General features: G+C 66.9%; 27 protein-coding genes, 1 tRNA gene and 3 pseudogenes. 12 read left to right on the forward strand and 19 right to left on the reverse strand.

The features are described 5' to 3' along the window. Positions 1-119: 119 nt before the first annotated feature. Together ACWDKQ_RS00585 and ACWDKQ_RS00590 are read right to left on the reverse strand one after the other, a co-directional pair. Positions 120-1,037, reverse strand: coding sequence for a DUF4328 domain-containing protein (locus ACWDKQ_RS00585; protein ID WP_450136634.1), 918 nt, complete (start codon positions 1,035-1,037; stop codon positions 120-122). Beyond that, complete coding sequence (locus ACWDKQ_RS00590) at positions 1,034-1,393, reverse strand: rhodanese-like domain-containing protein (protein WP_450136635.1); 360 nt, start codon at positions 1,391-1,393, stop codon at positions 1,034-1,036. The genes ACWDKQ_RS00585 and ACWDKQ_RS00590 overlap by 4 nt, the downstream gene beginning before the upstream one ends. A gap of 303 nt (positions 1,394-1,696) precedes the next feature. Between ACWDKQ_RS00590 and ACWDKQ_RS00595 the strand changes: the two genes are divergently transcribed. Beyond that, positions 1,697-1,927, forward strand: coding sequence for a hypothetical protein (locus ACWDKQ_RS00595; protein ID WP_450136636.1), 231 nt, complete (start codon positions 1,697-1,699; stop codon positions 1,925-1,927). 80 nt (positions 1,928-2,007) lie between these two features. Here the strand turns inward: ACWDKQ_RS00595 and ACWDKQ_RS00600 are convergent, their stop codons facing one another. From ACWDKQ_RS00600 to ACWDKQ_RS00635, 8 genes and pseudogenes are all read right to left on the reverse strand, one after another. Continuing rightward, positions 2,008-3,531 carry a solute symporter family protein gene (locus tag ACWDKQ_RS00600; RefSeq protein WP_450136775.1) on the reverse strand — a complete coding sequence of 508 codons (1,524 nt, stop codon included), beginning with the start codon at positions 3,529-3,531 and terminating at the stop codon, positions 2,008-2,010. A gap of 341 nt (positions 3,532-3,872) precedes the next feature. Further along, positions 3,873-4,217, reverse strand: a pseudogene (locus ACWDKQ_RS00605) (DUF485 domain-containing protein); the annotation flags it as partial. A 306-nt stretch (positions 4,218-4,523) separates the two neighbouring features. Then, a complete protein-coding gene (locus ACWDKQ_RS00610; RefSeq protein ID WP_450136637.1) occupies positions 4,524-6,266 on the reverse strand; it encodes a sodium/solute symporter in 1,743 nt (580 codons plus the stop codon). 49 nt (positions 6,267-6,315) lie between these two features. Further along, a complete protein-coding gene (locus ACWDKQ_RS00615; RefSeq protein WP_450136638.1) occupies positions 6,316-6,723 on the reverse strand; it encodes a hypothetical protein in 408 nt (135 codons plus the stop codon). Between the two features lie 16 nt (positions 6,724-6,739). Then, positions 6,740-7,570 carry a LytR/AlgR family response regulator transcription factor gene (locus tag ACWDKQ_RS00620; RefSeq protein WP_450136639.1) on the reverse strand — a complete coding sequence of 277 codons (831 nt, stop codon included), beginning with the start codon at positions 7,568-7,570 and terminating at the stop codon, positions 6,740-6,742. A gap of 709 nt (positions 7,571-8,279) precedes the next feature. Next, a complete protein-coding gene (locus tag ACWDKQ_RS00625) occupies positions 8,280-9,185 on the reverse strand; it encodes a S49 family peptidase (protein ID WP_450136640.1) in 906 nt (301 codons plus the stop codon). 9 nt (positions 9,186-9,194) lie between these two features. Next, complete coding sequence (locus ACWDKQ_RS00630; RefSeq protein WP_450136776.1) at positions 9,195-10,439, reverse strand: GAF domain-containing sensor histidine kinase; 1,245 nt, start codon at positions 10,437-10,439, stop codon at positions 9,195-9,197. Between the two features lie 176 nt (positions 10,440-10,615). Then, positions 10,616-11,467 (reverse strand): Fpg/Nei family DNA glycosylase, encoded by an 852-nt coding sequence (locus tag ACWDKQ_RS00635; RefSeq protein WP_450136641.1) that lies wholly within the window; start codon positions 11,465-11,467, stop codon positions 10,616-10,618. 265 nt (positions 11,468-11,732) lie between these two features. Here ACWDKQ_RS00635 and ACWDKQ_RS00640 point away from each other — a divergent pair, with 265 nt between their 5' ends. After that, positions 11,733-12,107 carry a hypothetical protein gene (locus tag ACWDKQ_RS00640; protein WP_450136642.1) on the forward strand — a complete coding sequence of 125 codons (375 nt, stop codon included), beginning with the start codon at positions 11,733-11,735 and terminating at the stop codon, positions 12,105-12,107. A gap of 57 nt (positions 12,108-12,164) precedes the next feature. On the opposite strand, the gene ACWDKQ_RS00645 is transcribed toward ACWDKQ_RS00640, so the two are convergent. Both ACWDKQ_RS00645 and ACWDKQ_RS00650 read right to left on the reverse strand, forming a co-directional pair. Beyond that, on the reverse strand, positions 12,165-12,365 hold the full coding sequence (locus tag ACWDKQ_RS00645; protein WP_450136643.1) for a DUF397 domain-containing protein: 201 nt from the start codon (positions 12,363-12,365) through the stop codon (positions 12,165-12,167). Next, positions 12,362-13,069, reverse strand: a complete 708-nt coding sequence (locus ACWDKQ_RS00650) for a DUF5753 domain-containing protein (RefSeq protein ID WP_450136644.1) — start codon at positions 13,067-13,069, stop codon at positions 12,362-12,364. The genes ACWDKQ_RS00645 and ACWDKQ_RS00650 overlap by 4 nt, the downstream gene beginning before the upstream one ends. Positions 13,070-13,099: 30 nt before the next feature. On the opposite strand from ACWDKQ_RS00650, the gene ACWDKQ_RS00655 reads away from it, so the two are divergent. The 6 genes and pseudogenes from ACWDKQ_RS00655 to ACWDKQ_RS00680 all read left to right on the forward strand — a co-directional run bounded on the left by ACWDKQ_RS00655 (position 13,100) and on the right by ACWDKQ_RS00680 (position 16,826). Continuing rightward, positions 13,100-13,564 carry a hypothetical protein gene (locus tag ACWDKQ_RS00655; RefSeq protein ID WP_450136645.1) on the forward strand — a complete coding sequence of 155 codons (465 nt, stop codon included), beginning with the start codon at positions 13,100-13,102 and terminating at the stop codon, positions 13,562-13,564. An 85-nt stretch (positions 13,565-13,649) separates the two neighbouring features. After that, complete coding sequence (locus tag ACWDKQ_RS00660) at positions 13,650-14,720, forward strand: methyltransferase domain-containing protein (protein ID WP_450136646.1); 1,071 nt, start codon at positions 13,650-13,652, stop codon at positions 14,718-14,720. 41 nt (positions 14,721-14,761) lie between these two features. Beyond that, positions 14,762-14,923: pseudogene (locus ACWDKQ_RS00665) on the forward strand (transposase); the annotation flags it as partial. A 381-nt stretch (positions 14,924-15,304) separates the two neighbouring features. After that, positions 15,305-15,424: pseudogene (locus tag ACWDKQ_RS00670) on the forward strand (transposase); the annotation flags it as partial. Positions 15,425-15,526: 102 nt separating this feature from the next. Continuing rightward, on the forward strand, positions 15,527-15,877 hold the full coding sequence (locus ACWDKQ_RS00675) for a hypothetical protein (RefSeq protein WP_450136647.1): 351 nt from the start codon (positions 15,527-15,529) through the stop codon (positions 15,875-15,877). 103 nt (positions 15,878-15,980) lie between these two features. Beyond that, positions 15,981-16,826: a sialidase family protein gene (locus ACWDKQ_RS00680; protein WP_450136648.1), complete on the forward strand. Its 846-nt coding sequence runs from the start codon at positions 15,981-15,983 to the stop codon at positions 16,824-16,826. 92 nt (positions 16,827-16,918) lie between these two features. Here ACWDKQ_RS00680 and ACWDKQ_RS00685 read toward each other — a convergent pair whose 3' ends face one another. The 4 genes from ACWDKQ_RS00685 to ACWDKQ_RS00700 all read right to left on the reverse strand — a co-directional run bounded on the left by ACWDKQ_RS00685 (position 16,919) and on the right by ACWDKQ_RS00700 (position 18,974). Further along, positions 16,919-17,293 carry a hypothetical protein gene (locus ACWDKQ_RS00685; protein ID WP_450136649.1) on the reverse strand — a complete coding sequence of 125 codons (375 nt, stop codon included), beginning with the start codon at positions 17,291-17,293 and terminating at the stop codon, positions 16,919-16,921. 127 nt (positions 17,294-17,420) lie between these two features. Continuing rightward, positions 17,421-17,603 carry a hypothetical protein gene (locus tag ACWDKQ_RS00690; protein ID WP_450136650.1) on the reverse strand — a complete coding sequence of 61 codons (183 nt, stop codon included), beginning with the start codon at positions 17,601-17,603 and terminating at the stop codon, positions 17,421-17,423. A 156-nt stretch (positions 17,604-17,759) separates the two neighbouring features. Next, positions 17,760-18,197, reverse strand: coding sequence for a DUF983 domain-containing protein (locus ACWDKQ_RS00695; protein ID WP_450136651.1), 438 nt, complete (start codon positions 18,195-18,197; stop codon positions 17,760-17,762). A 186-nt stretch (positions 18,198-18,383) separates the two neighbouring features. Continuing rightward, complete coding sequence (locus tag ACWDKQ_RS00700) at positions 18,384-18,974, reverse strand: RNA polymerase sigma factor (RefSeq protein WP_450136652.1); 591 nt, start codon at positions 18,972-18,974, stop codon at positions 18,384-18,386. A gap of 112 nt (positions 18,975-19,086) precedes the next feature. Between ACWDKQ_RS00700 and ACWDKQ_RS00705 the strand changes: the two genes are divergently transcribed. Further along, a complete protein-coding gene (locus ACWDKQ_RS00705; RefSeq protein ID WP_450136653.1) occupies positions 19,087-19,497 on the forward strand; it encodes a PPOX class F420-dependent oxidoreductase in 411 nt (136 codons plus the stop codon). A gap of 71 nt (positions 19,498-19,568) precedes the next feature. Continuing rightward, positions 19,569-19,641: transfer RNA gene (locus ACWDKQ_RS00710), tRNA-Gly, on the forward strand. Positions 19,642-19,856: 215 nt separating this feature from the next. Here the strand turns inward: ACWDKQ_RS00710 and ACWDKQ_RS00715 are convergent. Beyond that, on the reverse strand, positions 19,857-20,066 hold the full coding sequence (locus ACWDKQ_RS00715; protein WP_450136654.1) for a dodecin: 210 nt from the start codon (positions 20,064-20,066) through the stop codon (positions 19,857-19,859). A gap of 262 nt (positions 20,067-20,328) precedes the next feature. Here ACWDKQ_RS00715 and ACWDKQ_RS00720 point away from each other — a divergent pair, with 262 nt between their 5' ends. Further along, on the forward strand, positions 20,329-20,580 hold the full coding sequence (locus ACWDKQ_RS00720; RefSeq protein ID WP_450136655.1) for a hypothetical protein: 252 nt from the start codon (positions 20,329-20,331) through the stop codon (positions 20,578-20,580). Positions 20,581-20,674: 94 nt separating this feature from the next. On the opposite strand, the gene msrA is transcribed toward ACWDKQ_RS00720, so the two are convergent. Further along, complete coding sequence (gene msrA / locus ACWDKQ_RS00725; RefSeq protein WP_450136656.1) at positions 20,675-21,343, reverse strand: peptide-methionine (S)-S-oxide reductase MsrA; 669 nt, start codon at positions 21,341-21,343, stop codon at positions 20,675-20,677. A 21-nt stretch (positions 21,344-21,364) separates the two neighbouring features. Then, entirely contained in the window at positions 21,365-23,257 is a 1,893-nt protein-coding gene (locus ACWDKQ_RS00730; RefSeq protein WP_450136657.1) for an acyltransferase family protein, read from the reverse strand. Between the two features lie 222 nt (positions 23,258-23,479). Between ACWDKQ_RS00730 and ACWDKQ_RS00735 the strand changes: the two genes are divergently transcribed. Beyond that, positions 23,480-24,814 carry a hypothetical protein gene (locus tag ACWDKQ_RS00735; protein WP_450136658.1) on the forward strand — a complete coding sequence of 445 codons (1,335 nt, stop codon included), beginning with the start codon at positions 23,480-23,482 and terminating at the stop codon, positions 24,812-24,814. Positions 24,815-24,888: the final 74 nt, after the last annotated feature.

The raw sequence follows: 24,888 nt of genomic DNA on the forward strand, positions 1-24,888 counted from the left end.
GCATCTGTGACACACCACAACGCCTACGCACCCGCGATGAGGTGCCGTTGCGCCCGCTCAGCTGCCGCGAGCGCTATTGCCCCCAGAACCACTCCCGGACGCTCAGCAGAGCAGAAAGATCAGCGCGGCGCGCTTGCGGGGCGCGCGGCTCGGGGTGCGGGCGGAGCCGCGCGGACGGCTCGGACGCGAAGCGGCTTGAGCTCCGTCGGGTCCATCGGGGCGAGCAGCCGCATCAGGTACTTAATCAGGCGCGCGGTCAGGATCGCCAGGAGCGTGACCAGGACGTTGTTGAGCGCGTGCAGCAGCACTCCGTCGGCCATGGCCTGGACGCTGTCGAAGAACCCCCAGGCGAACGCGAGCCAGCCGAACAGCAAGGTCGCCGCCCACGCTGCCCACCACAGCCGGACGCGAAGCGTCGGGGACGGTCGCGCGCCTCGCTTCCGCGCCCCCTCCGCGACGAGCACCGAATGCTCCAGCTCGGCCAGCGCCGAGCCCGGCACAGTCAGGTTCAGCCCCGGGACCAGGACTCCGACGACCACCTGCCAGTCCGGCCGGGCGTTGTGCACCCCGATGCGCTCGGCCGCCGCGGCGCGCGCCCGCAGTCCCCACAGGACGACGAGAACGCCGGAGAGCACGCCAAGCACCCAGAGGACCATGCCGGCCGCGCCGACCAAAGCGTCGGAGATCGCCAGCGCCGTGCGCGGCAGCGCCTGACTACGGCTGATCAGCAGCAGCACGTACCGCCAGCCCTCGGCGAAGGTGGCCAGCGCCGCGACCGCAGTGGTGATCCACAGCGCCACCACCGCCGTCCCTGCGGCGGACTCCGCCCGCACCATCGGATCCGCGTGCGGCCGCAGCGGCAGCGCCAGCGGCCACCGCCATGCGAGCAGCGGGAATCCCCAACGCGGCACGGCCGGGTAGGCCGGCGGGCCGGTGTAGCGGCGCGGTCGGCGCGGGGCGCGGATCTGCCGCGGGCCGCCCGGCGGGGTGGCGACCCACTGCACGCGCGGCGAGGGGCCGGTAGGTCGGGCCGTCACAGCACGTACGGCTCGCTGTCGGCGTCATCGGAGACCAGCGGCCGACCGATGGCCGACCAGCCGTTCATGCCGCGCTCGACGTTGATCGCGTCCCAGCCGATGGCGTTGAGGTACGCGGTGACCTTCGCCGACCGGCCGCCGGAGCGGCAGATCACGTAGACCTGGTTAGCCTCCGGGATCTCGTCGAGCCGCTGCACGAGCTCGCTCATCGGGATGTGCACGGCCTCGGGAGCGTGCCCGGCCTGCCACTCGTCCGCCTCGCGCACGTCGAGCAGCACGCTGCCCTCCGGCAACTGGGCGAGCAGCTCCTCCGGCGCAACGCTGGGAACCTGATGACCGGGAACTGGGGTTGTCACACCCCGATGCTGCCACGCGAGGCGTGGTATCCGCGTAAGAGGGGGCGCGGACAACCCGGCTCGCGCGGGCTCCGGCACGCTATGCCGCCCGGTTCGCGCGGCCGGTCCGACCAGGAGTGGACTCGAGCGGGAGAAGCCCTCTGCTTTCCGCCTTGACCTGCGATTACTCCGGACGGATTCGAGGTTGTTCACACTTTCAGTCGGAGATCTCGAAGGAAACGATGTTTTCGTGATCTTCCATGTCACAGTGTGCTGGCTCGATACAGTTCCCTTCTCGGGATCCGTCCGTTAGGAAAGGAAGACATGTTTCGTCGAGCCATTCTCCGCTGGCCGAACGGCAGCGACTGGGGTCATCTGGCGACCGTTCCCGACGACGGCGGGTTGCCGCAGTTCGCCGGATTCGTGCCGATGAGCGACCCGCGCGTGCGGGACCTCCTGGCCCGGATCGCCCCCAGGCCGGCCGACGGAGACATGTGGGAAGCGCACTTCACCACCAACGACTCCAAATCGGCCGCCGAACTGATCGCGGCCTGAACAGCTCCGTCGAACGCCGAGGCGCCCCGCCCGGGCCTGAATTGCTCGGCCGGACGGGGCGCCTCGTCGCAGCTACCGGATCAGTGCGAGATCGCCTTCTCTGCGCCCGCGCCGGTCAGCGACCGGACCTCCATCTCGGCGTACTTCTCGCTGTTGAACGGCTCCTTGCTTAGCACCGTCCCGAGGTAGCCAAGCAGGAACGACACCGGGATCGACACCAGACCCGGGTTCTTCAGCGGGAAAAGCGCGAAGTCCAGCGACGGGAACATCGCGTCCTCGGCACCGGAAACGGCCGGCGAGAACACGATCAGCACAATCGTGACCGCCAGACCGCCGTAGATGCTCCACAGGGCACCGTTGGTGTTGAACCGCTTCCAGAACAGCGAGTACAGCAGCGTCGGCAGGTTCGCCGAGGCCGCGACCGCGAACGCCAGCGCCACCAGGAACGCCACGTTCTGGCCGTTGGCTGCGATGCCGCCCAGTATCGACACGATGCCGATGACCACGGCAGTGATCCGGGCGACCTTGACCTCCTGGCCCTTGTCTTCGGCCGCGCCCTTCTTGATCACGTTCGCGTAGATGTCGTGCGCGAACGAGGCGGACGCTGTGATGGTCAGGCCGGCGACGACCGCCAGGATCGTCGCGAACGCGACCGCGGAGATGAAGCCGAGCAGCAGCGGGCCGCCGATCTCCAGCGCCAGCAGCGGCGCGGCCGAGTTCACCCCGCCCGGCGCCTTCTTGATCACCTCGGAGCCGACCAGCGCTCCGGCACCGTAGCCCAGCACCAGTGTGAACAGGTAGAACAGGCCGATCAGCCAGATCGCCCAGACCACCGAGCGGCGGGCCTCCTTGGCGGTGGGCACGGTGTAGAAGCGCATCAGCACGTGCGGCAGACCCGCGGTGCCCAGCACCAGCGCGATGCCCAGCGAGACGAAGTCCAGCTTGCTGGTCTCGGTCTTGCCGTATTGGGCACCGGGGTTGAGCAGCTTGTCGCCGCCCACGTCGGCCGCCGCGCCGAGCAGGCCGGACAGGTTGAAGCCGTACATGCCGAGCACCCAGATGGTCATCACGAAGGCGCCCGCGATCAGCAGCGCCGCCTTGATGATCTGCACCCAGGTGGTGCCCTTCATGCCGCCGACCAGCACGTACAGGATCATCAGCGCGCCGACGACGACGATCACCGCTGCCTGGCCGGCCTTGTTGGTGATGCCCAGCAGCAGCGCGACCAGGCCACCGGCACCGGCCATCTGTGCGAGCAGGTAGAAGAACGTCACGGCCAGGGTGGACAGCGACGCGGCGGTGCGCACCGGACGTTCCTTCATCCGGAAGCTGAGCACGTCGCCCATCGTGTACTTGCCGGTGTTCCGCAGCAGCTCCGCGACCAGCAGCAGCGCCACCAGCCAGGCAACCAGGAAGCCGATGGAGTACAGGAAGCCGTCGTAGCCGTAGACCGCGATCGCCCCGGCGATGCCGAGAAACGACGCCGCCGAGAGGTAGTCCCCGGCGATCGCGATCCCGTTCTGCGGGCCGGTGAACGCGCGGCCTGCCGCGTAGTAGTCGGAGGCGGTCTTGGTGTTCCGGCTGGCCCGGAACACGATGACCATCGTGACCACGACGAACAGACCGAAGATGGCGATGTTGAGCAGACTGTTGTCCGCTGTCTTGCTCTGGGCCAGCGGGGAAAGTGCGGCGATCACTTCTGGCCTCCTTCGACGGCGCCGTCCTTCTTGACGTCGTCCTTCTCCGCGGCGGCGGCGGCCGCGTCCTTTTCAGCGCCTTCGTCCTTACCGTCGTCGGCCGAGCCCTCATCGGCGTCGCCGGATTCATCGGCGTCGCCGGATTTATCGGCGTCGTCAGACTTCTCGGCGTCGCCGGAGTCCTCGACGTCCTCGGCCGGGTCGCCGGCATCGGGCAGGCCCGGTTCTGCGACCGGGGCATTTTCGCCCGCGCCACCTTCGAGGTGGTCCCGGATCTCCTCGGCGACCGGGTCGAGGTTCCGGTTGGCGTACCGCACGTACCAGGTGGTGATGGCGAAGGTGGACACGAACTGCAGCAGGCCCAATACGAGACCGACGTTGATGTTGCCGACCAGCTCGATGCTCATGAAGCCGTGCGCGTAGTCGGCGAGCAGCACGTAGACCAGATACCAGGCCAGGAACAGTGCCGAGACCGGGAAGACGAAGTTGCGCAGTCTGCGTCGTAGGTTGGTGAATTCGGGGCTGCTTTGAGCAACGGCCCAGGTTTCGGCGTCAATACCGGACCCGGACCCGATTTGGTCCGTGGCGCTCACAGCGTTCCTCCCACAAGAGAGGCTCCGCCCCGGGTGCCGCCGGTACGGGAGCCTGCTGAATCAGTTCAACGCGGGAACGCTACGTAGTTCCACCACTGCTGTGAAGGCCCGTTGGGAGTATGCAAGCTAACGATCGAGTGAAGTTGACTCGGTACATCAGGACGCATCGAATTGCGCCCGAACACCAATTTCATCCGTTCGGCCTATTGAATTCTTACCGGTCCAAAAAATTCAAGCACAAATTGGTAATACATTTGATTCAAAGATCACTCAAACAAACACAAAGAACACGTTGGGTGATCGCGGTCAGCGTTGGTGGCGGCCCTTGGTCGGCTCCGGGTTCGCGGTGCCCGCGGTGAGCCGGCCGTCGAGGAAACCAAGCCGGTCGGGCGCGTGCAGCCGCAACATCACCCGCCCCACCTCAGCCGGGATCCGCGCCCGGGTCGCCCGGCTGACCAAGTAGGTCACCGCGAACGCGATCGGCACGGTGACCAGCGCCGGCTGCCTGACCAGCGCCGCCCACCAGCTGTCCGAGTCCTCGGCGAAGTGCATGAAGGCCACCGCGATCAGCACCAGGCTCCCGCCCGCCACCATGCCGCTGGCCGCCCCCACCGCGGTGAGCCCGCGCCACCAGATCCCCAGGATCAGCACTGGGCAGAACGTCGAAGCCGCCATCGCGAACGCCAATCCCACGCTGCGCGCGATGTCGTGGTTGTCCGCGGGCAGCGCCAGCAGCGTCGGCACCAGGCAGGCCACCACAGCGACCAGCCGGAAGTCGAACGTCCTGCCGCGCACCACCTCGCGCGAGGACAGCACCCCGGCGACGCTCACCACCAGCCCCGACGAGGTCGACAGGAAGGCTGCGAAGGCCCCGGCCGCGGTGATCGCCGCGAGCAGCCCACCCACCCAGTTGCCCAGCATCGCCTGCGGCAGCAGCAGAACCGCCGCATCGGTCTCGCCGGTGACTAGCAACTGCGGCACGTACAGCCGGGACAGCAGCCCGAAGATCGTCGGGAACAGGTAGAACGCGCCGAGCATGGCCAGCACGAAGAGGGTGGTGCGGCGTGCTCCGGTCCCGCTCGGATTGGTGTAGAAGCGGGCCAGCACGTGCGGCAGGCCCATCGTGCCCAGGAAAGTCGCGACGAGCACCGAATACGTTTCGAGCAGCCTGGAAAGCCCGTCGCCGTGCGGCCGCAGCCAACTGGCGTTGTCCGGTTCGGCCGCCGAGACGACCGGAACCGCCGCGCCTGCGGGGAACCGCAGCTCGGTGCCCGCCGCCATCGAATACTCGCCGGGCTGCAGGTAGATCGGGCCCGAGCCGTCGGCCAGCCACACCGGCTGGCTCACCCGCAACCGCACGTCGGTGTCGATGCACACTGCCGTGTCGCGCTGGAAGGCCGGCGGCATTGGTTCGTCGAGCGCCCGGTGTGGCGCCCCGTTGAGGAACACCGCGAACAGCGCGAACGCGGGCACCGTGATCGCGAACAGCTTCACCCAGTACTGGAAGGCCTGCACCAGCGTGACGGCCCGCAGCGCCCCGGTGGCCACGATGAGCAGCACGATCACCGCGACCGCGAAAATGCCTGCCCAGTAAGGAACTCCGACGATCGCCGCCAGGGTCAGCCCGGCGCCCTGCAGCTGCGGCACCAGGTAGAGCCAACCGATCAGCACCACCAGCGCGGTGCACAGCGACCGCAGCCGCAGTGAATCCAGCCGGGCCTCGGCGAAATCCGGCAACGTGTACGCACCGGAGCGGCGCATCGGCGCGGCGACGAACAGCATCAACGCCAGGTACCCGGCCGCGAAGCCGATCGGGTACCAGAGCGCGTCCACGCCGTCCTTGAGCACCAGTCCCGCTACACCCAGGAAAGACGCCGCCGAAAGGTACTCACCCGAGATCGCGACCGCGTTGCGCTCTTCGCGCACCAGTTGCCGCGCGGCGAAGAAGTCGGACGTGGTGCGCGCCGACCGGGAACCCCAGATCCCGATGCCCAGGGTTGCCGCGACGATCAGCACGACGCCTAGCAGGGACCAAGAACTCGAAACCATCGCTGCGCGCCGCCCCGGGAAGGTGGAAATTCGTCGTCGATCATGCGGGTCACTGCTCCACCATGTGGATGAAGTCCCGCTCGTGCCGCTCCGCGTTCCGGGTGCACAGGTACCCGATCAGCACCAGGAACGGGTAGACCAGCACGCCGAGCAACAGCCACGTCACGCGGAAGCCCAGCACCTCCAGGTCGCCGATCGTCGGCAACGCCCAGAACAGCAATGGCAGCCCCAGCAGCACGGACGTCACCACCCCGGTCAGCACCAGCGCGCTGCGCAGCTGCACCTTCACCAGGTGCCGGACCAGCACCTCGCCGACGCTGGTCTGCTCCTCCAGCTCCATGATGATGCGCGCGACTTGCCGGGTGCGACGGTCGGCGAGCACCACGCGCTTGCGGCGCGGCCGGGGTGTGGCGTCCCCCAGCCGCGCCCGGATGTCGAAGCCGTGGTCCGGGCTCATTCCGGCGAACCGCGGTTCACTGCTGGCCCCAGCCCTGCCGCGGCGCCCGGACCAGCCGGTCCTTGAGCTCTCGGGTGTGCCGGCGGCTGACCGGCAGTTCCTTGGACGGCCCGCCACCGAGCACCACCGAATACCCCGACGACGACATGCGCAGCTCGGTGACCAGCGGTAGCGACACCAGGAACGACCGGTGGATGCGCAGGAAACCGACTTCCGCCCAGCGCTCTTCCAGCTGCGCCAACGGGATCCGCACCAGGTGCGAGTCCTCGGCCGTGTGCAGCCGGGCATAGTCGCCCTGCGCCTCGACCCAGCGCACGTCCTTGCGGGGGATCATCCGGGTGGTACCGGCGAGCTCGACCGGGATGACCTCGTCGTCGTCGGCCGCCGGGGCCTCCAGCGCGCGCGTGCCCTTGGCAGCCTGTGCCTTGTTCTTCTCGATCGTGCGCAGCGCGCGGTCGATGCGTTCGGCGTTGGCCGGTTTCATGATGTAGTCCAGCGCGCCGACCTCGAATGCCTCCAGCGCGTTCTCCTCGTGCCCGGTGATGAACACCAGGGCCGGTGGATTGCGGAAGGCGGTGAGCACCCTGGCCAGTTCCATCCCGCTCAGCCCGGGCATCGAGACGTCAGCGAATACCGCGTCCACAATGGACTCATCATCGTCGCGCCGGCTGATCAGCTCGGGGTCTTCGCTGCGCAGCAGGCGCAGCGCCTCGGCCGCGTCGAACGCGGTCAGCACCCGCCCGACCCGCGAGTTGTTGCCGAGCAGGTACTTCATCTCGTCCAGCCCGGCCATCTCGTCATCGACGGCCAGAATGACGAGCCCCGCTGGATTCTCTCGTGTACTCACTGCAACGCCATATCCTGCCGCGCCCACGGCGCACTGTTGTCCATGATCGAGTATCGGCTCCCACCCGTTGGAGCGGCCCCCGGCCACGCCAGTCGCCAAGTGAAGTCAGTCACGCCTGCCAACCAAACTAGTTGCTAACGGAGAGCACAGGGCAGCAGGGTGCACACAGAACGGAATTCCGCTCAGCAACAACGATTTTAGCCTGATCAGCCTATTGAATAGGGCTGAACGTGTGAGCGCTTCCGCAACAAGGTCTACGCAGTGCGACCACGTCGATTACCCTGCGTTCGAAAGGGATTCGTCAGGATCCAGTGGTGGTTCCGCCCGGGTCCGTGAGTACTTTTGGATGCTATAGCGCAAAGTACTCGCGACCGTTGATCCCGCTTCAGATTTCGGGCAGTAACGCCCGCATCTCCCGAAAGACCGCCCTTCGCCGTAATCACCGCAGAGGGTGTTGGGCAAGGGTTGCCTCGATGTCGGAGAGCGGGTTCCTGCCTTCGACGCGGTGCAGCAGCATGGTTACCCCCGCAACCGACACCGCCGCAGGTTCTCACCAGTGCCTTGCGGGAACACCCGACCCCGAGCTTTTCCCGAGAGGACAGCCCCGACGCGGCGCAATGGACTACGTGCGTCGGGGCTCCCGGAGTCGAGAAGGCATCTGAGGTTCCGCCACCCGCACCTCCAAGCAAGGCGAGTGGCGGAAACAGGATCACAGCCCGAAGCGGTTCCACATGGCGCGGTGCTCCAGCGCCTCCACGGCGGCCAGCACGGAATCCGCACCGCTGCGGCCGAAACCGACCGACGACGCCATGCCCAGCCGGGCCAGCAGCGGCTTGCGCGGCTCCACCGTCAGCAGGTGCGCTTCCGGGAACTTCTGCTTCACGATGTCGCGCAGCGTGCCCAACCCGTCGACCAGACCGAACTCCTCGGCCTTCGTGCCGGTCCAGATCTCGCCGGAGAACAGGCCGTCGTCCGAGCCGTTCAGCTTGTCGCCGCGACGCTTACGTACCCACGCCCGGAACTGCTCGTGCAGCTCGTCCTGCAGTCCGCGCAACCACTGCACGTCCTCTTCCTTCTCGGGGCGGAACGGGTCGAGCCGCACCTTGTGCATGCCAGCGGTGTGGACCCGGCGCTCCACGCCGAGCTTCTCCAACAACCCGGTGAGCCCAAAGCTGGCGCTGACCACGCCGACGGAACCGACCAGCGACGTCGGGTGCGCGTAGATCTCGTCGGCCGCGCAGGCCAGCCAGTAGCCGCCGGAGGCCGCGACGTCCTCGCAGAACGCCAGCACCGGCACCTGCTTCTCCTCCGCCAGACCCCGAATCCGGTCGGACACCAGCGCCGACTGGGTCGCCGACCCGCCCGGCGAATTGATCGACAACACCACGGCGCTGAGCCGGTCGTGCCCGAACGCGCGGGTCAGCGCGGATTCCACGGTCTGCAGCGAAATCGTCGACCGGCTCATCGGCGACGGCGACGGCGTGATGACGCCGTGCAGCTTCACCACGGCGACCACCGGGCCGCGCTCGGCGCGCTCGGCGAGCTTCCCAGGCAGCTTCGAAGACAACTTCCCGGTCAACATGTCGGTGAACTTCTGCGGCGCCTTCTCGTTCATACCTCGACGTTACCGGCTCAGCTGCGGTCCGGCCGCCAACCCGACCTCCGGCTCGTCGATCGCCTGCGGCGGCACCGGCCGGACGCCCGGCGCGAACTTCGGCACCCGCATGATGACCTTCATGCCCGCGCCCTTCTCGGTCTCCACGACCAGCCCGTAGTCGTTGCCGAAGGTCGCCCGCATCCGGTTGTTGATGTTGCCGAGCCCGACGTGTGCGCCGGTCAGGTGCGCGTTGGCCAGTTCCGCGTCGAGCAACTCCGGGTCCATCCCGATGCCGTCGTCGTCCACGCTGATCAGCGCCTCGCTGCCGTTGTCCTCGGCGATCACCGACACGGTGCCGCCGCCGGGTTTGTTCGCCAGGCCGTGCCGGACGGCGTTCTCCACCAGCGGTTGCAGCGCCAGGAACGGCACCACCACCGGCAGCACCTCCGGAGCAATGCGGAGCTGCACATTCAGCCGGTCCGGGCCGAAGCGGGCGCTCTCCAACGTGAGGTAGCGATCGATGTTGCGGATCTCGTCGGCCAGCGTGGTGTAGAGCCCACTGGTGCGGAACGAGTAGCGGGTGAAGTCGGCGAACTCCTGCAGCAGGTCCCGCGCGTGCTCCGGGTCGGTGCGGATCAGCGAGCCGATGGTGTTCAGCGCGTTGTAGATGAAGTGCGGCGATATCTGCGCCCGCAGAGCGCGCACTTCAGCCTTGGCCAGCCGCTCCCTGGACTCCTGCAATTCGGCCAGTTCCAGCTGGGTCGACACGTGGTTGGCGACCTCGGCGGCCGCGCTCAGCAGCCGCTTCCGGTCGCCGCCCGCGATGACGGTCAACGCACCGCGGCTCTCGCCCTCGACCTCCAGCGGCACCACCACGGCATGCCGCATCGGGCAGGGCCGGTGGTCGCAGATCACGTCGCCGTGGTCGAGGAACTCGCGCTTGCCGGTGCGCAGCACCTGCTCGATCTTGGGCCGCAGGTCCGCGTAGTGGTAGTTGGCCTCGCCGTCCCAGCTCAGCAGGGTGCCGTCGGCGTCGACGATGCCGACGGCAACGCACGCCAGCAGCTCCCGCAGGTGCGGCGCTGTCCTGTCGGCGGACTCCTGGTTCAGTCCCGCACGCAGGTGGGGTGCCGCACTGGTCACCCGGTGCAACGCCGCCAGCGTGGCGTCCTCCACGGAGGTGCTCACCCTGCGCGCCCGGCACAGCAGCACGAACATGCCGAGCACGGCGAGTGCGGCGAGCGCGGTCAGGACCGTCCGCTCAGTCAACATCTCGGGCACAACATCAATCTTCACGGCCGCCACGCGCGGAATCAAGGCGGCTACGCTCAGTGCGCCGTTTCCGTCGGTAAGCGGTACCTCACTGTTCCATTCAGCGGAAATAGATGACTCGACCAGCGGCAATGGGCTGTGCATAACCGGGCCAATCGTCCACAGGCTGTGGACAACTACTTCAGCAGCCGCGACAACCGGCGATCTGCCAACGGCTTGCCGCCGGTCTGGCAGGTCGGGCAATACTGCATCGACCGGTCCGCGAAGGACACCTCCCGGACCGTGTCGCCGCACACCGGGCACGGCAACCCGGCCCGCCCGTGCACCCGCATCCCCGACCGCTTCTCGGCCTTCAGCCGCGCCGCGTCCTGCTTCAGCGATCGCTGCACGGCATCCCGCAAGATCTCCTGCACGCTGCTGTGCAGCCGTTCGACCGTGGCGGCGTCGAGCTTGCCCGCCGTCGCGAACGGCGACAGCTTCGCGGCGTGCAGGATTTCGTCGGAGTAGGCGTTGCCAATCCCGGCCAGCGCGGACTGGTCGGTGAGCAGCGTCTTGATCCGCTCGGTGCGCCCCGCGAGGACCTCGGCCAACCCGGCCGCATCCAGGCCCAGCGCATCCGGACCCAGCTTCGCGATCCCCGGCACCTGCGCGGGCGAATCAACGACCCAGGCCGCCAGCTTCTTCTGCGTGCCGGCCTCGGTCAGGTCGAAGCCCGCACCGCCCAGGTGCACTCGCAGCGCGATCGGCCCCTTGCCTGGCTTCGGCGGCACCGGCGACAGGTCGTCCGACCAGCGCAACCAACCGGCCCGCGCCAGGTGGAACACCAGGTGCAACCCGTCGCAATCGAGGTCGAGGTATTTGCCGTGCCGCACCGCACCGGTGACGGCACGACCGTGCAGCTCCGTCCACGGCGGGCTGGCGGTCTTCAACACGCTCATCGACGCCACATCGATGCGCGCCACGGTGCGGCCCACAGCGTTGTCGCGGAGGTGCTGGGCCAACGCCTCCACCTCGGGAAGTTCCGGCACCGGTCCAGTGTGCCAGCGAAAGTCGTTCTGACCTGCCCGAACGCCCCGACCTTTGGGGCAGATTCGGGGCAGAAATGCATCCAACGACGCATGACGGGCGCCTGGTCGCCTGCGTGAGCCTGTCGTTCTTCGCCGCGATCGTGCTGTGCCTGGCGGGAACGAGCGTTCCCCGCGGCGAGTCGGCCGAGCTGTCACCGATGTCTGCCGGCACTCCCGCGACGGTGCCCGCGCCGGAACCGCCGGCGGTGGCCCGGGGACCGAACGGATGCTCCTGCGCCCGCTGCCGTCGGACGGCGACCGGCAGCACTACGTGCCGTGGCAGGTGCCCACGTCGATAGTGTGCCTGATCGCTGAGGGCACGATCACGGAAGCCACCGGCACCGTGATCCGTTTCCGGCACGAACAGCTCTGGTTTCCGCGCGTCCCGTGCTCGAACCCGTACCACTCCAATCAGCGGTGCCTAAAGCAGTACGAGCGGTGGCTCGACGGCAACGGGCACTACGACGGGGTGTTGCGGGAGAAGCTGCGCCGCGACCGTTCATCGCCAAAGGCAAGGGCATGGCCTTCCACGTCCTCCAGTACGCCCCGACCAAATGGACGGCGTACGGCCGCTACTACTGGCGGTGGTAACCGCCAGTAAAAACGGAAGCGCCCGCCCAGTACCAGAACTACCGGGCGGGCGCTTCTTTGTTGTGGGTCAGGCGTCGAACTTACCGCCCTTGATCGCGGCGACGAACGACGACCACTGCTCGCGGTTGGCGGTGAAGTATCCGGCGGCGCGGTTCTTGGTGTCGCGCACGGCGGCGCCGTCACCGGCGCGGCCAACCTCCACGCAGTTCGTCTCTTGGCTGCTGTAACTCGCCTTGCGCCAGCCGACGGGGTGTTGCGATACCGTCACGGTGTCGTCTCCTCACGGTTGAGGACGTCGGCAATGAGCTCGGCGGAATCCCGCGGGCTCATCGCCACCCGTTCGATATCATCCCGCGCCTGAACAAACGCGGTGACGTCCGCCTCATCGCGGAGAAACGCGCTTGACCTGTGGTGCTCAAGGTGCACCACAGGCGCGGCCTTCGCGAACTCCAGCAGCACGAACGGCCCGGCGTGCGCCGGCGTCCACCCCGCGGAACTGGGGATGACGCGCACCTGGACGTTGTCGCGTTCGGCTATCTCCAGCAGGAATTGCAGCTGCTCGGCCATCACAGCGGGCCCGCCGATCGACTGGCGCAACGTGGCTTCGAGCATGAACGCAGCGAATCGCACCGGCTCGCGGCGGCGGGTGATCAGTTCGCGACGGCCCAGTCGCATCATGACCCGCTTGTCTGTCTCGCCGACCGGAATGCCCGCGCTCATGATCGCCCGCGCGTAGTCGGCGGTCTGAAGCAACCCTGGAATCAGAATCGGTGAGACATCGGTGATGGACGTTGCGATCCGCTCGAATTCGAGCAGTGCGGCCAGCTGATCGGCCTCGCCAGCCGGGCCGACCGACACCGTGTTAGCTGGTTCCGAGACCGCTTCACGCGCGAGTCTCATCAACCGTTCGCGCGCGGTCGTGGTCAGGCCGAGCACGGCGCAGTACGCGGCGACCGACTCGGTTGATGGCACCCGTTCGAGGGGCGCACGATCACCAAGCTGTTGGGGTCGAACACGATCTCGGAGGAGGGCACCCGCAAGCTGTCGTGGACGCGGGTCCTCGACGCTGCCGACCTTGGGGATTTACGCGGAATCGAGGTCACCGCGCACATGGTGCAGCGCTGGGTGCCGAAAGCCTTTGAGGTGCGCGTGATCGTCATGGGCGAGCACATCACGGCGGCAGCGCTCCACGCGGGAAACGCGGCCTCCTACGTCGACTGGCGCTCGGATTACGACGCTCTCACCTACGAACTGATCGACCCGCCCACCGAAGTGGTCGCGGGAATTCATGCGCTCATGCGGGCGCTCGGGCTCGTCTATGGAGCGCTGGACTTCGTGGTCACTCCGTCGGGCGATTGGGTCTTTCTGGAGATCAACCCCGGTGGGCAGTATGGGTGGATCGAAGCGCGCACGGGTGCACCGCTGACCGGCGTTCTCGCTGATCTCTTGACGAAGGGACAACCATGACGGCTCAACTCGATCGCGCGTGGAAGCCGCGGGCGCAAGCGCTTGCCGACGACCTCGCCGCCCGCAATGACCTACGCGACCCGGCGTGGCACGCGGCGGTCGCCGCGACACCGCGGCACGCTTGGTGCCCGAGGTCTACGAGCAGGACAACCGCGGCGAATGGCGACCGGTTGACGTGACTTCGCCGAGCGGCCTTGACCGGGTGTACTCGCCGATCACGCTGGTGACCGCGCTCGCCGATCGGGGCACGCACCGCGAGGGCATTTCCAGCAGCACCAAACCCGACCTCATGGTGCGGATGCTCGAAACCCTCGACGTGCGCGACGGGCACAAGGTGTTGGAGGTCGGTACCGGCACCGGCTACAACTGCGGGTTGCTGTCGCACCGGCTCGGCGACAAGCGAGTGTTCTCCGTCGACCTCGACGCCGAACTGGTCGAATCGGCGCGGAACCGACTCGCCTCGATCGGGCTGTACCCGACGCTCGTCACGCGGGACGGCGCCGAGGGCCTGCGAGAACACGCGCCGTTCGATCGGATCATCGCGACGTGCTCGGTGCCAGCGGTGCCGCGTGCCTGGTACGAGCAGCTGACCGACGGCGGGCTACTCCTGACTGACATCAAGACCGGGATCGGTGCGGGAAACCTGGTGCTGCTGCGCCGGTCCGGTGAGCGGCTTGAAGGGCGGTTCACGGATCGGTGGGCGGCGTTCATGGTGATGCGTCACCAGCACGAGCAGCCCCGACCGCTGTCCGCACCGCGAACTGCGGACGCCCACACCAGGATGACGAACGTGCCGCCTGACCCGTGGCAGAGCAATCGCGTGGTGTGGTTCCTCGCGCACTTCGCCGGGATACCCGACGGCGCGCGATTCGGAGTGCAGTTCGATCCGGACACCCGGCAGCCCACCGCCGGAACCATCACCACACCGGACGGATCACACGCAGTCGTCATGCACGAGCCGACACCCGACGGGACATGGTCGGTGACCGAGTCCGGACCGACGCCGCTGTGGTCGGCGGTCGAGGAAGCACACCATCTGTGGCGCGCGGCGGGCGAGCCGGAATGGTCACGCCTCGGCCTGACCGTCGAGGCCGGCGAGCAGTGGGTGTGGATCGACGAACCACACGGCAAGCATCAATGGAGCCTGACCACCTGACTGCCCCCGGAAACGACGATACTGGACGGTCGCCGGAAGTCCGGAAATCGATGCAGCCGATGGCCGAGCGTGTGGGTGTTGATCACTAGCGGTTGCAGCAGTTCATCACTTCTTCGACGTGGGATTACGTGGCGGTGCGGCGGCGGTTGGCCAAGCGGGCGGTCGATGTGGTGGCACCGGATGCGTGGGTGCTGGATGACACCTATCAAGGGCCGATTAGCGATCTCCGCGCGATAAGCAACACCCCCGACACCCCGACCAGCAGGCGAGCCGGAATATTCCAATCCGCAAATCCCACGGATCTTCTCCCGAAATCTACGCCCGTTCCGGCCCGACGAGACAGATGATCAGGCCCCAAAAACCCGGGCGGGCCAGCTCTTCGTGAGTGCGAACGGTGTATGACTGGTAGGTCTCGCCGGCATACCTCGGCATGGGGCGAATGGGCGGCTCCTGACGAATTGACCCTGGTCGTCCTCATTGATGACTGACGAGACACTACAACCAACGATTTCCGCACTGCTGCCAGATCGGCCGTAGCAGAACCTGATTGGACGCTTCCTGTCCCACGTGGCGCGGATTTAGACTCGCTCTGCTTCTGTGACCCCCACTCGCCGTGGCAACGCGGCAGCAAAGAGAACACTAACGGACTGCTTCGCCAGTATTTCCCGAAAGGCACAGACTTGTCCTTGCATACCCAGGAAGAAGGTGGCGCAGACTGCGGCCGTGCTGATGTTGGAGCCGGACGTGGAGAAGGTATTCAACGACGACTCCTACGACTACTGCCCTGGACGGTCACCGGTGGACGCGTGCGGGTATGTCGGCAGCAGTGCTTCAAGAAGAACTGGGTCGTCGATTTCGATGTCAAGGCCTTCTTGGACTCCGTGTCGTGGGATCTGATACTCAAGGCGGTGGCGCGTCACACGACCCGGCGGTGGGTCATGTTATATGTGGAGCGCTGGCTGAAGGCGCCGATGCAGATGCCCGACGGAACCTTGGTTTATCGCCATCTGATGCGCTGGGCGAGACGGAAGAACAAACGGCTCGTACGCAGCGAAGCCCGGACGAGAGGGCGGTTGAAGGGTGCCCTGCAACGATCGCCCAACCTGTTCGCGCTGGGCGCTGCGCTACACGACCTGACTACTGAACGAGCCGGATAAGCAGAGAGGGTTACGTCCGGATTTGCAGGGAATTAGCGGGTGCGATCCCCGCCGTCTACCCGGCATTGACGCACCGTTTCCATTAGAAGAAGGGTCAACAGTCATGTCCGACTATGCCATTCGATGGATCAGCTTGGACGGCAATAACTGGCGCGCGGAAACCAAGTTCCCCAACCACCAAACCGCCAACGAGCCGGCTCTTGCCGTATTCGACAGCACCCTCTACTGCGTCCACCGGGGCGGCAACGACGATAGCCTCTGGTATTCGTCCTTCGACGGCACCCAATGGAGCACCGACACCACCATCTCCAACTACCACTCGGCCGCCGGACCGGCGCTCGCGGTATTCAACAACCAACTGTACTGCGTCTACCGCGGCGACAACACCGACATCAGCCTCAGATACATCGTCTTCGACGGCAAATCCTGGAGCAGCGAAACCAAGTTCCCCAACCACCAAACCGTGACACAACCGGCCCTCGCGGTGTTCAACAACTCGCTGTACTGCGTCCACCGGGGCGGCAACGACGATACCCTCTGGTATTCGTCCTTCGACGGCACTCAATGGAGCACCGACAACCCCGTCACCAACTACTACAAATCAGCCACCGGACCGGCGCTGGCGGTATTCAACAACCAACTGTACTGCGTCTACCGCGGCGACAACACCGACATCAGCCTCAGATACATCGTCTTCGACGGCAAATCCTGGAGCAGCGAAACCAAGTTCCCCAACCACCAAACCGTGGCACAACCGGCCCTCGCGGTGTTCAACAACTCGCTGTACTGCGTCCACCGGGGCGGCAACGACGATACCCTCTGGTATTCGTCCTTCGACGGCACTCAATGGAGCACCGACAACCCCGTCACCAACTACTACAAATCAGCCGCCGGACCGGCGCTCGCGGTATTCAACAACCAACTGTACTGCGTCTACCGCGGCGAATAGACCCGCGGAGGAGCGGTAGGTGGCATCGCAGATGACACCGCGGCGTCCCATTCGGTGGGTCCGGATGGGACACCGGCCGCTCGGTCAGCCGCCTAGCGATCTTTGGTCGCGGGCTTCTTGATGTCTGTGTCAAGTTTCAGGATGCCGCTTTCAGGCGGGCCTGGTCGATGGAGGCGTCGACGTGCCGGTCCGGAGTGCGCCGGGCCTGACTTCTTCCGCGGTCTCGAACCATTGTGGTTCGCCAGCGAGGTGGTCATGCCCCAGCAGCGCCACCAGAAGTACCGTTCCCGGTACTTGATTCGCGGGTCGCGGCTCGCGGCGAGCTCGTCGGTGATCCGGTCGATGTCCAGCCCGGCGGCCGGGTCGTGAGTGAAATCGCGGGCGGTGGCAACGCAGATGCCGTCGACGATGTACCACGGGTGTGATCGGACGATCGGAGGCGTGCGCGGCATCGCCGATACCGCCATCGCTCGTTTTCCTTCGATTCGGGTACGCGGCGTTGAACTGCTCGCCCAGGGTTTCCAGACTGCGTGCGACGCGCCAGGCCATGTGATCACATCCCAAAATTCTTGGTGTAAGCGGCCAATAGGGCGGTCAGGATCGCTCCGAGGTCCCGGCCGCGCCGGCAGCGGCCCACACCTTGCACTCAAGGGTGCGCAGCCGGGTTTCGTGGTCGGAAACGGTTTGCGGCCCGGCGCGCAGCTCGGTTCGCATTTCACGGACTTCTCCGTGCATCGCCTGCAATTCTCCGTACATCTGGTTGAGCGTGATCGTCACGCCGCCGTCCTGGCTCAATGATCATGGTCCTGACCAGCCGACCCACACCCCCACCACCGGTGTCCACACCCCCTGACCAGCCAAGATCAGGATAAAAAACCTCGATGGGAACCGGCATGCCGGTTCCCATCGAGGCTGAAACGCTCGGTGAAATCGCTACTCCACCGGCTGGAGGCCGCCGTTCATGTCCGGCTCCGCGTACAACTCGATGTGCCGGGCCACCGAGGAGATTTCCTGGCGCACGTCGAAGAAACCGCGCACCACACCCACCCAGGTCTCCGGCGGGTTCTCGTCGTGGTCGCCCGGGGTGGCCGCAGTGACCGTCCACGGGCGCCGCAGCACCCAGCGGACCGGGAAGAACAGCACGCCCGCGATCAGCAGCAAGATCAACCATCTCGGCACGTACACCTCGGTCGGCGTCCAAACCACGAACATCACGACCAGGAACAGGAACAGCGCGCCCATCAGGATCGCCGGCGCCGAACCCCCGTTGACGTCGTGCTCGAACTCGTCCGCCGCGATCGGGTTGGACCATTCAAGGCTCGCCTTGATCGTCCACTGCCGGCCGTCGGAACCCCGCACCACCCGGTTCATCGTCGCCTCCCCGCCCACCCGGGCTGGTCGCTTCGGAACATCGTCTCGCCACTCGAACCCATCGGTCACCGAGCGTGGAGCAACGGTACCGCGTGCGTCATGGGCCCGACGGGTGATAGTCGAGCCCCGAACGTTCCCATTGTCGATCATGAGCGGCGTCCAGCCAACCCCGAACCCGCCGCCCCATCAAGCGCGGCGCAAGCAGCCCGCGGCCGGCAACTCCGCCGCATGCTGGTAAGCCTCCCGCAACCCGCGGCGCGCCCGATGCGCCAACACCGCCGTCGCGTTCGGGGTCAGCCCCAGCTGACCGGCGAGGCTGGCCGGCCGATGCCCCTCCACCTCGGTCCACCACAGGACCTCCCGCCAACGCGCGGGCAGCCGGTGGAACGCGCGGGCCAGCAACTCCCCCTCAGCCTGCACGGACTGGTGATCGCGCTGCCGTGGCGCGTGCTCGCCCAGCTCATCGGCGTTCATCAGCTCGGCCCGGCGAGCCGCCGCCCACTCCCACAGCACCCGCCGCACCACCGTCGACAAGTAGGTGCGGATCGCATCGCGCGGCCCGTACCCGGCGCGAACCGCACGCAATGTGCGCAAGAACACCTCGGCGACCACGTCGTCTACGTCGATACCGGGTTGCGGCATGCTCAACGCGAACCGCCGCACCGCAGGCGCGTGCCGCAGGTACAGATCGCCATAAGCGAGATCATCCCCCGCCCGCAACCGCGCCAGCAGCACCCGGTCGTGCGGCAACGGCCCCCCAGCGACGTCCTCACCCATCCCCATGAACTCCCCCCAACGACCAGCCGCGGCGAATTCCGCGCGACCAGCGCAATCGCTACCGTGGACCCCCCGGACCACGGCTGTCACCAGTCATCGCACGGAGGTCGCAGTGGATCTCGACGACGCCCGCGAAGTGATCGGCAACCAGCACCGCGCCGTGCTCAGCACGCTCCGCGCCGACGGCACACCCCAGATGACACCGGTGCTGACCACCACGGACAGCGCCGGACACGTCACTGTCAGCACTGTCGCTGGCGCAGCCAAGGTGCGCAACCTGCGCCGCGACCCCCGCGCATGGCTTTGCGTCCTGCCAGACCAGTTCTTCGGCCGCTGGATCCAGGTCGAAGGCACCGTCGAGATCGTCGAGCTCCCCGCCGCACTCCCCCTCCTGGAGGAGTACTACCGCAGCATCTCCGGCGAACACGAGGACTGGGCCGCATATCGCCAGGCCATGCAGGAAGAACACCGCGTCCTGCTGCGCATCACCCCGACCCGGGCGGTCTCCTCCCCAACCCGATAGGTCCCCCCGGTGAACGGGACCGCAACGATGGGCTAAAGTAGTCAACAACAGCCCAACAGGGCGCTGAATACGCGGATGTAGCGCAGCTGGTAGCGCATCACCTTGCCAAGGTGAGGGTCGCGGGTTCGAGTCCCGTCATCCGCTCAAAGCTGGGAGCCTCGTGTCGACTTCGTTCGACCTTGGCTCCTTAGCCATTTCCACCGGGGAGTGACTCCCCCAAACCCCGCGCAGCGGTTGCTGCGGTTTCGTTGGCTCCCTGCTGGGGAGCGTTTCCCGGGCCGCTCAGCGACCCCAGTAGCCCGCCCAGCCGCTTGAGTGGCGCTGGCCTCCAGCCTTCGGCTGTCGGTTGGTTTGGGCTTTTAGGATTCCAGGCGGAAGCCTATTTTCAGGGTTACTTGGTAGTGGGCCAGTTCGTTGTCCTCCACGTGACCCCTTACGTTTCCGACCTCGAACCAGTCTATGTTCCTTAGGGTTTGGGAGGCTCTGCCGATCGCCTTTTTTATTGCGTCGTCCACTCCTTTCGTTGATGTGCCCACTACTTCTGTCACGCGATACACGTGGTCCGTCATGGGTTGATGGTTCTTGTTTTACCGGGGTCTTGCAAGTTGGTGTCGCCGCTGATCAAGTGGCATTTGGTCCGGTTTGATCGGGTTTTGGCCAAGCTTGTGGCCGGGTTTTGAGACCGGTCGCTTGATCAGGTGGGGTTCTTGTTCCGGCTTCCCTCGAAATTGGGAACCGCTGGCTTCTTTGAGGTGATGAGAGAAGCGGGTTTACGGCCAATGTGATCTTCTCCTGTGCGGCATCGTCCACTTCGTTCACGGAGGTAGTTCCATGCGTCGTTTCATCGTCGGGGTGCTGTTTACGGGGTTGTGCGGATTGGGTTGCGCCGGAATCGCCGCGGCCGAACAAGCGCCCTTCGATCCCGCCTCGCTCCTGCAGCAGATGACCAGCCAGAACGCCACATCCGGGCAGAACGGGACCTCCGAGCAGGGCGCCTCGGCATCCTCGGTGGCGCACTCCGAAGACGGCAGCCCCGCGCAAGCCCACGCCCAGGGCCAGGACTCTCAAGGCCAGGACGGCTGAACGGCACGCCCGGAGCGGCTATTCGTGAAATCACGACGGGCCCGTGCCGACCAACCGGCACGGGCCCCGTCCTCGTCCATCGAGCCGACCGTGCTCAGCCCTCGCCCGGGACACCCAGGCCGACCGGGCAGGAGACCCCGGTGCCACCGAGACCGCAGTAGCCGTTCGGGTTCTTGGCCTCCGACAGGTACTGCTGGTGGTACGTCTCCGCGTAGTAGAAGGTCTTCAGCGGTGCGATCTCCGTCGTGATCTGGCCCAGGCCCGCTTCGGTCAGAGCCTTCTGGAACGCTTGCGCGCTCGCTTCCGCTTCGGCTTTCTGCTGGTCATCCGCGTAGTAGATCGCCGAGCGGTACTGGGTGCCGATGTCGTTGCCCTGGCGCATGCCCTGGGTCGGGTCGTGGTTCTCCCAGAAGACCTTCAAGACCTGCTGGTAGCTGATCGCGGCCGGGTCGAAGACCACCAGGACGGCCTCGGTGTGGCCGGTCAAGCCCGAGCACACCTCTTCGTACGTCGGGTTCGCGGTGAAGCCGCCGGCGTAGCCCACTGCCGTCGACCACACGCCCTCGGTGCACCAGAAAGTTCGCTCTGATCCCCAGAAGCAGCCCATGCCGACCACCGCGGTGGCGTAGCCCTCCGGGAACGGCGGCAGGATGCGCCGGTCCGGGAACACCGCGTGCGACTCCGCCACCGGGAGCGGGGTGGAGCGACCCGGCAGGGCCTCGGCCGGGTCGATCAACCTGGTCTTGTCACCGAAAAGCGCCATACACCCGAGGGTACGCGTGCGCTACGGGCAGTCCTGCCGCTTGGTACGGACCGGCCGGGTCTCCTCTTCCGGCGCCGGCGGTGGTTCCGGGCGGGCGCGCCGACCACCGGTGCCGCGAACGGCCGGGCGGTCCACGGAGGTCTGGCCGGAGTCCAAGTCCAAGTCCCCGGACAGCCGCTTGGACAGCACCGAGTCCTCCGAGGGCACAGCGGGCGGGCCCTCGGCCCAGCGGCGGGTTCGAGCGGATGGCCGACCGAGCGGCGGCTCCGTGCCGTTCATGGGAAGCCCGTTGAGCCGGACCGCGTTCGGGCCGTCAGCGCTGCCGTGCCGAGGCGCGCCGTTAGCGCGGTCGTGGTTGACCGGTGTGCCCTTCGGCGGGGTGGTGGGGCGCGGCGCATCGTTCAGCGCGCGCGGAGTGCCGTTTGGCGGGATGCCGATGCTCGGGGCGTCATTCGACGCCCCCATTCGGGAGCTTCCCCCGTGCGCAGCGCCGTTCGGCGCAGCGGTGGGGCGTTGAGTGCGCTCCGACGGGGTGCTCGCGCGGCGGAGCGGACGTGCCGGGCGGGCCCGGTCCGCCCCGGGGCGGGCCGGGGTCAGCTTGGTCGGGGGTTCCGGGGCAGCGCCGTCGCGGTTAGGTCGCGGTGGGCGGGGCAGCGGTCGGCGCATGGTCGGCGCCTCGCGAGCCGTTCGGGGCTCGTCCGGATCGTCGAAGCGCGCCGCCCGGTTGTCGTCCCGTTGGTCCCAGTCGTCCGTTTCCGGGTGTTCGAAGTCGTCCGGATCCTCGGAATCGTCGAGGTCTTCGGGCTCGCCGAGGTCGTCCTCCGACCGCTCCGGTTCCTTCTTCTTCTGGGCAGGGGTGAGGTAGTGGCGCAGCTTCATCGTCGGTTCTTCGATGAACTTCCACGACAGCGTGCCGACGCAGTAGGTCAGCGGGGCGGCGCAGATCAGCATCAACCACTGGTTGCGGATCCCGGCCATCGCCAGCAGCTGCTGGATCGGGAAACCCCACACGTACACGCCGTAACTGCCGTTGACCCACACCCCCGGCACCGTCAGCCGCGAGGGCCAGAAGTGCCCGGTCACGACCACCGCGTAGCTGACCGCGAAGGTCATCCAGAACGACCCGGTGATGCTGTTGGGCATCAGTACCAGCAACACCAGGCCGCCGCTGGCCGCCAGCGGCGAAAGCGGGATCCGGTACAGGTTGAGGACCACGCCGAAGGCGAAGGCGACCAGGAACGCCACCAGCGACTCGACCGGCACGCTGAGCAACGATCCCGCCGACTCCGCGCCCGGCAGCTCCTCCAGGTACCGGTCCCACGTGATGATCCCGATCAGCGCCACGACCGCCAGCCAGCGGTACCTGTGCTTCCCGGCGCCGAGCAGCAACAGCGCGTAGAGCGCGGCGTAGGCCAGCAGCTCCATCGGCAGCGTCCACAACGACCCGTTCACCGCGTTCGGCCACGGGTTGTCCACGAACACGCCCGGCAGCTCGTGCTTGAGCGTGAGCAGACCGGCGTTGTTGACGACGTAGCCCCAGGTGCCGTTGGCCGCGAAGTAGTCGCCGACGGACAAAGTCGTGACCATCGGGCCGATGATCAGCGCCAGCGTCAGCGAAACAGTGAGCATCGGCGGCCACAGCCGCAGAATGCGCTTCGCGGCGAACCTGCCCGGATGGGGATCTCGGATCCAGCTCTCCGTGATCTGGAAGCCGCTCATCGCGAAGAAGCCCATCAGGACGCCCTCGTCTGGCTGCACAGGCCAGTCCGCCGGGAACAGGTCGCCCGTTCCGGCCAGCGGCGAACTGTGTCCGTAGATGACCGCGAGCGCGCCGATCATGCGAATCCAGGCGAATCCGTGGTTCGGCTCGGCGAACGACTCCGGGTGAGTGTGGACGACCCGCGCGTCACCCACCCAGATCACCCCATCAAGTCGTGTCCCCGGCCGGAGAAGTCAACGCTGGGTAGCCTAGCTCGGGACATGAAGGTTGTGGACCTAATACCTTCTCGTAGCCCGCTGCGGCCAGACTCCGAGTCGGATCGTTATCCGGCCGGTGCCCCCCGTTCCCCCTTGCGGGTGCCAGAATGGCGGTCGATCGCAATTGGGGGCGTTCGCAAAACTGAGAAGGGCGCATCGGTGACCTGGCAAGACGAGCTGCAGAATCTCGACGCCGAACTCGCGGCGGGGCGGATTTCCGCTGAGGAGTACCGCCAGCGGCGAGACGCCGTGCTCGCTCGGGCCCAGAACGGACAGAACGGGCCTTCTTCGGGCGGATTCCCGCAGCAGCAGCCGCAAGCGAACACGCCATCCGGCGAGTTCCCGCAGCAGCAACCGCATGCAGGCTCGCCGCCCGGTGGATTCCCGCAGCAACAACCGCAGGTGGGTCCTTCCTCCAGCGGATTCCCGCAGCAGCAACCGCAAGCAGGCCCGCCCTCCGGCGGATTCCCCCAGCAGCAGGCACCGCAGCAGCCCAACCCGTTCCCGGCGGCGTTCAGCTGGGGAGACGCTGCCTCTCAGACCACCCCACAGCAGCAGCCGCAACAACAAGGTCGTGCGGCCGAAGAAGCCACGCGGGTCGTGCTCAACCCGCTTGTGCAGCAGCAGCAGGCCCAGCCGCCGAGCGACTCCGACAGCACCCAGGTCGTCAACCTCCGCCAGCAGCCGCAGTGGGGCCAGGTGCAGCAGCCGCAGTGGGGGCCACAGCAGGGTTGGGGCGCCGTCGAAAGCACCGGCACTCCCTGGGGCGACGACCTGCCGGGGACGCCGGACCGCGGCGACGCGTCGTGGATGCGACAAGGCCCCGAGGTGTTCGAGTCCGCGAGCAAATCCGGCAAGGGCAAGCTGATCGCCGGGCTGTCCATCGGCGGCGTGCTGCTGGTCGGCGTGATCGTCGCCGGGATCCTCTACTTCACCTCCAGCAGCAACACGCCGACCGAGCCGACCGCCGCGCCACCGCCGCCCCCGGTGCAGACCCAGGAGTTGCCCGCGCCGCCGCCTCCGAGGGCGAACCCGCCGGCCAGCTCGCAGGAGACTCTGGTCACGGTGTCCGGCCCGGCGCACCCGTGGAGCGGGGCGCTGGATCTGCCGAGCCTGAAGGGCGCCAAGGGCGGCCTTCTGCAGCCGAAGAGTGTGCTCGACTCCGCGATCCAGGGCGGATTGGTCGACGGCTGGTTTAACGGCACCGAGGGCACGACCCCGAAGACGACGCTGCTCGCGCTGCAGATGCCCAACTCCGACGCCGCCAAGGGCGTGGTCGACAAGTACCTCGCCGCCCAGCAGGGTCTGTCCGAAATGGACAAGCTGTCTTTCCAGGGTGTGAAGGTGGTCAACACCGGCGGAACGTTCCGCACCGCCTACGTCGCGCACAACTGGGCGATCATCATCGACGTCAGCGGCTCGTCGGATCAGAAGGCGTTCAAGGCGGTCCTCGACAAGCAGGTCAACCACCTGCCGCCGACGGTCCGCGACTGACTCGAACGTGCGTTCCCCGCAATTTCAATGTAAATCGAAGGTCCGATTTCCAATTGAAATTGCGGGGGACCGGG

It is taken from the genome of Saccharopolyspora sp. NPDC000995 (assembly GCF_053599315.1).

Coding starts and splice junctions, on each gene's coding strand:
- ACWDKQ_RS00595 (WP_450136636.1), top strand. CDS start 1,697: ATGTTTCGTCGAGCCATTCTCCGCTGGCCGAACGGCAGCGACTGGGGT.
- ACWDKQ_RS00600 (WP_450136775.1), bottom strand. CDS start 3,531: ATGGTCATCGTGTTCCGGGCCAGCCGGAACACCAAGACCGCCTCCGAC.
- ACWDKQ_RS00610 (WP_450136637.1), bottom strand. CDS start 6,266: ATGGTTTCGAGTTCTTGGTCCCTGCTAGGCGTCGTGCTGATCGTCGCG.
- ACWDKQ_RS00615 (WP_450136638.1), bottom strand. CDS start 6,723: ATGAGCCCGGACCACGGCTTCGACATCCGGGCGCGGCTGGGGGACGCC.
- ACWDKQ_RS00625 (WP_450136640.1), bottom strand. CDS start 9,185: ATGAACGAGAAGGCGCCGCAGAAGTTCACCGACATGTTGACCGGGAAG.
- ACWDKQ_RS00630 (WP_450136776.1), bottom strand. CDS start 10,439: ATGTTGACTGAGCGGACGGTCCTGACCGCGCTCGCCGCACTCGCCGTG.
- ACWDKQ_RS00640 (WP_450136642.1), top strand. CDS start 11,733: ATGCTCCTGCGCCCGCTGCCGTCGGACGGCGACCGGCAGCACTACGTG.
- ACWDKQ_RS00680 (WP_450136648.1), top strand. CDS start 15,981: ATGTCCGACTATGCCATTCGATGGATCAGCTTGGACGGCAATAACTGG.
- ACWDKQ_RS00685 (WP_450136649.1), bottom strand. CDS start 17,293: ATGGCGGTATCGGCGATGCCGCGCACGCCTCCGATCGTCCGATCACAC.
- ACWDKQ_RS00695 (WP_450136651.1), bottom strand. CDS start 18,197: ATGAACCGGGTGGTGCGGGGTTCCGACGGCCGGCAGTGGACGATCAAG.
- ACWDKQ_RS00700 (WP_450136652.1), bottom strand. CDS start 18,974: ATGGGTGAGGACGTCGCTGGGGGGCCGTTGCCGCACGACCGGGTGCTG.
- ACWDKQ_RS00715 (WP_450136654.1), bottom strand. CDS start 20,066: ATGACGGACCACGTGTATCGCGTGACAGAAGTAGTGGGCACATCAACG.
- ACWDKQ_RS00720 (WP_450136655.1), top strand. CDS start 20,329: ATGCGTCGTTTCATCGTCGGGGTGCTGTTTACGGGGTTGTGCGGATTG.
- msrA (WP_450136656.1), bottom strand. CDS start 21,343: ATGGCGCTTTTCGGTGACAAGACCAGGTTGATCGACCCGGCCGAGGCC.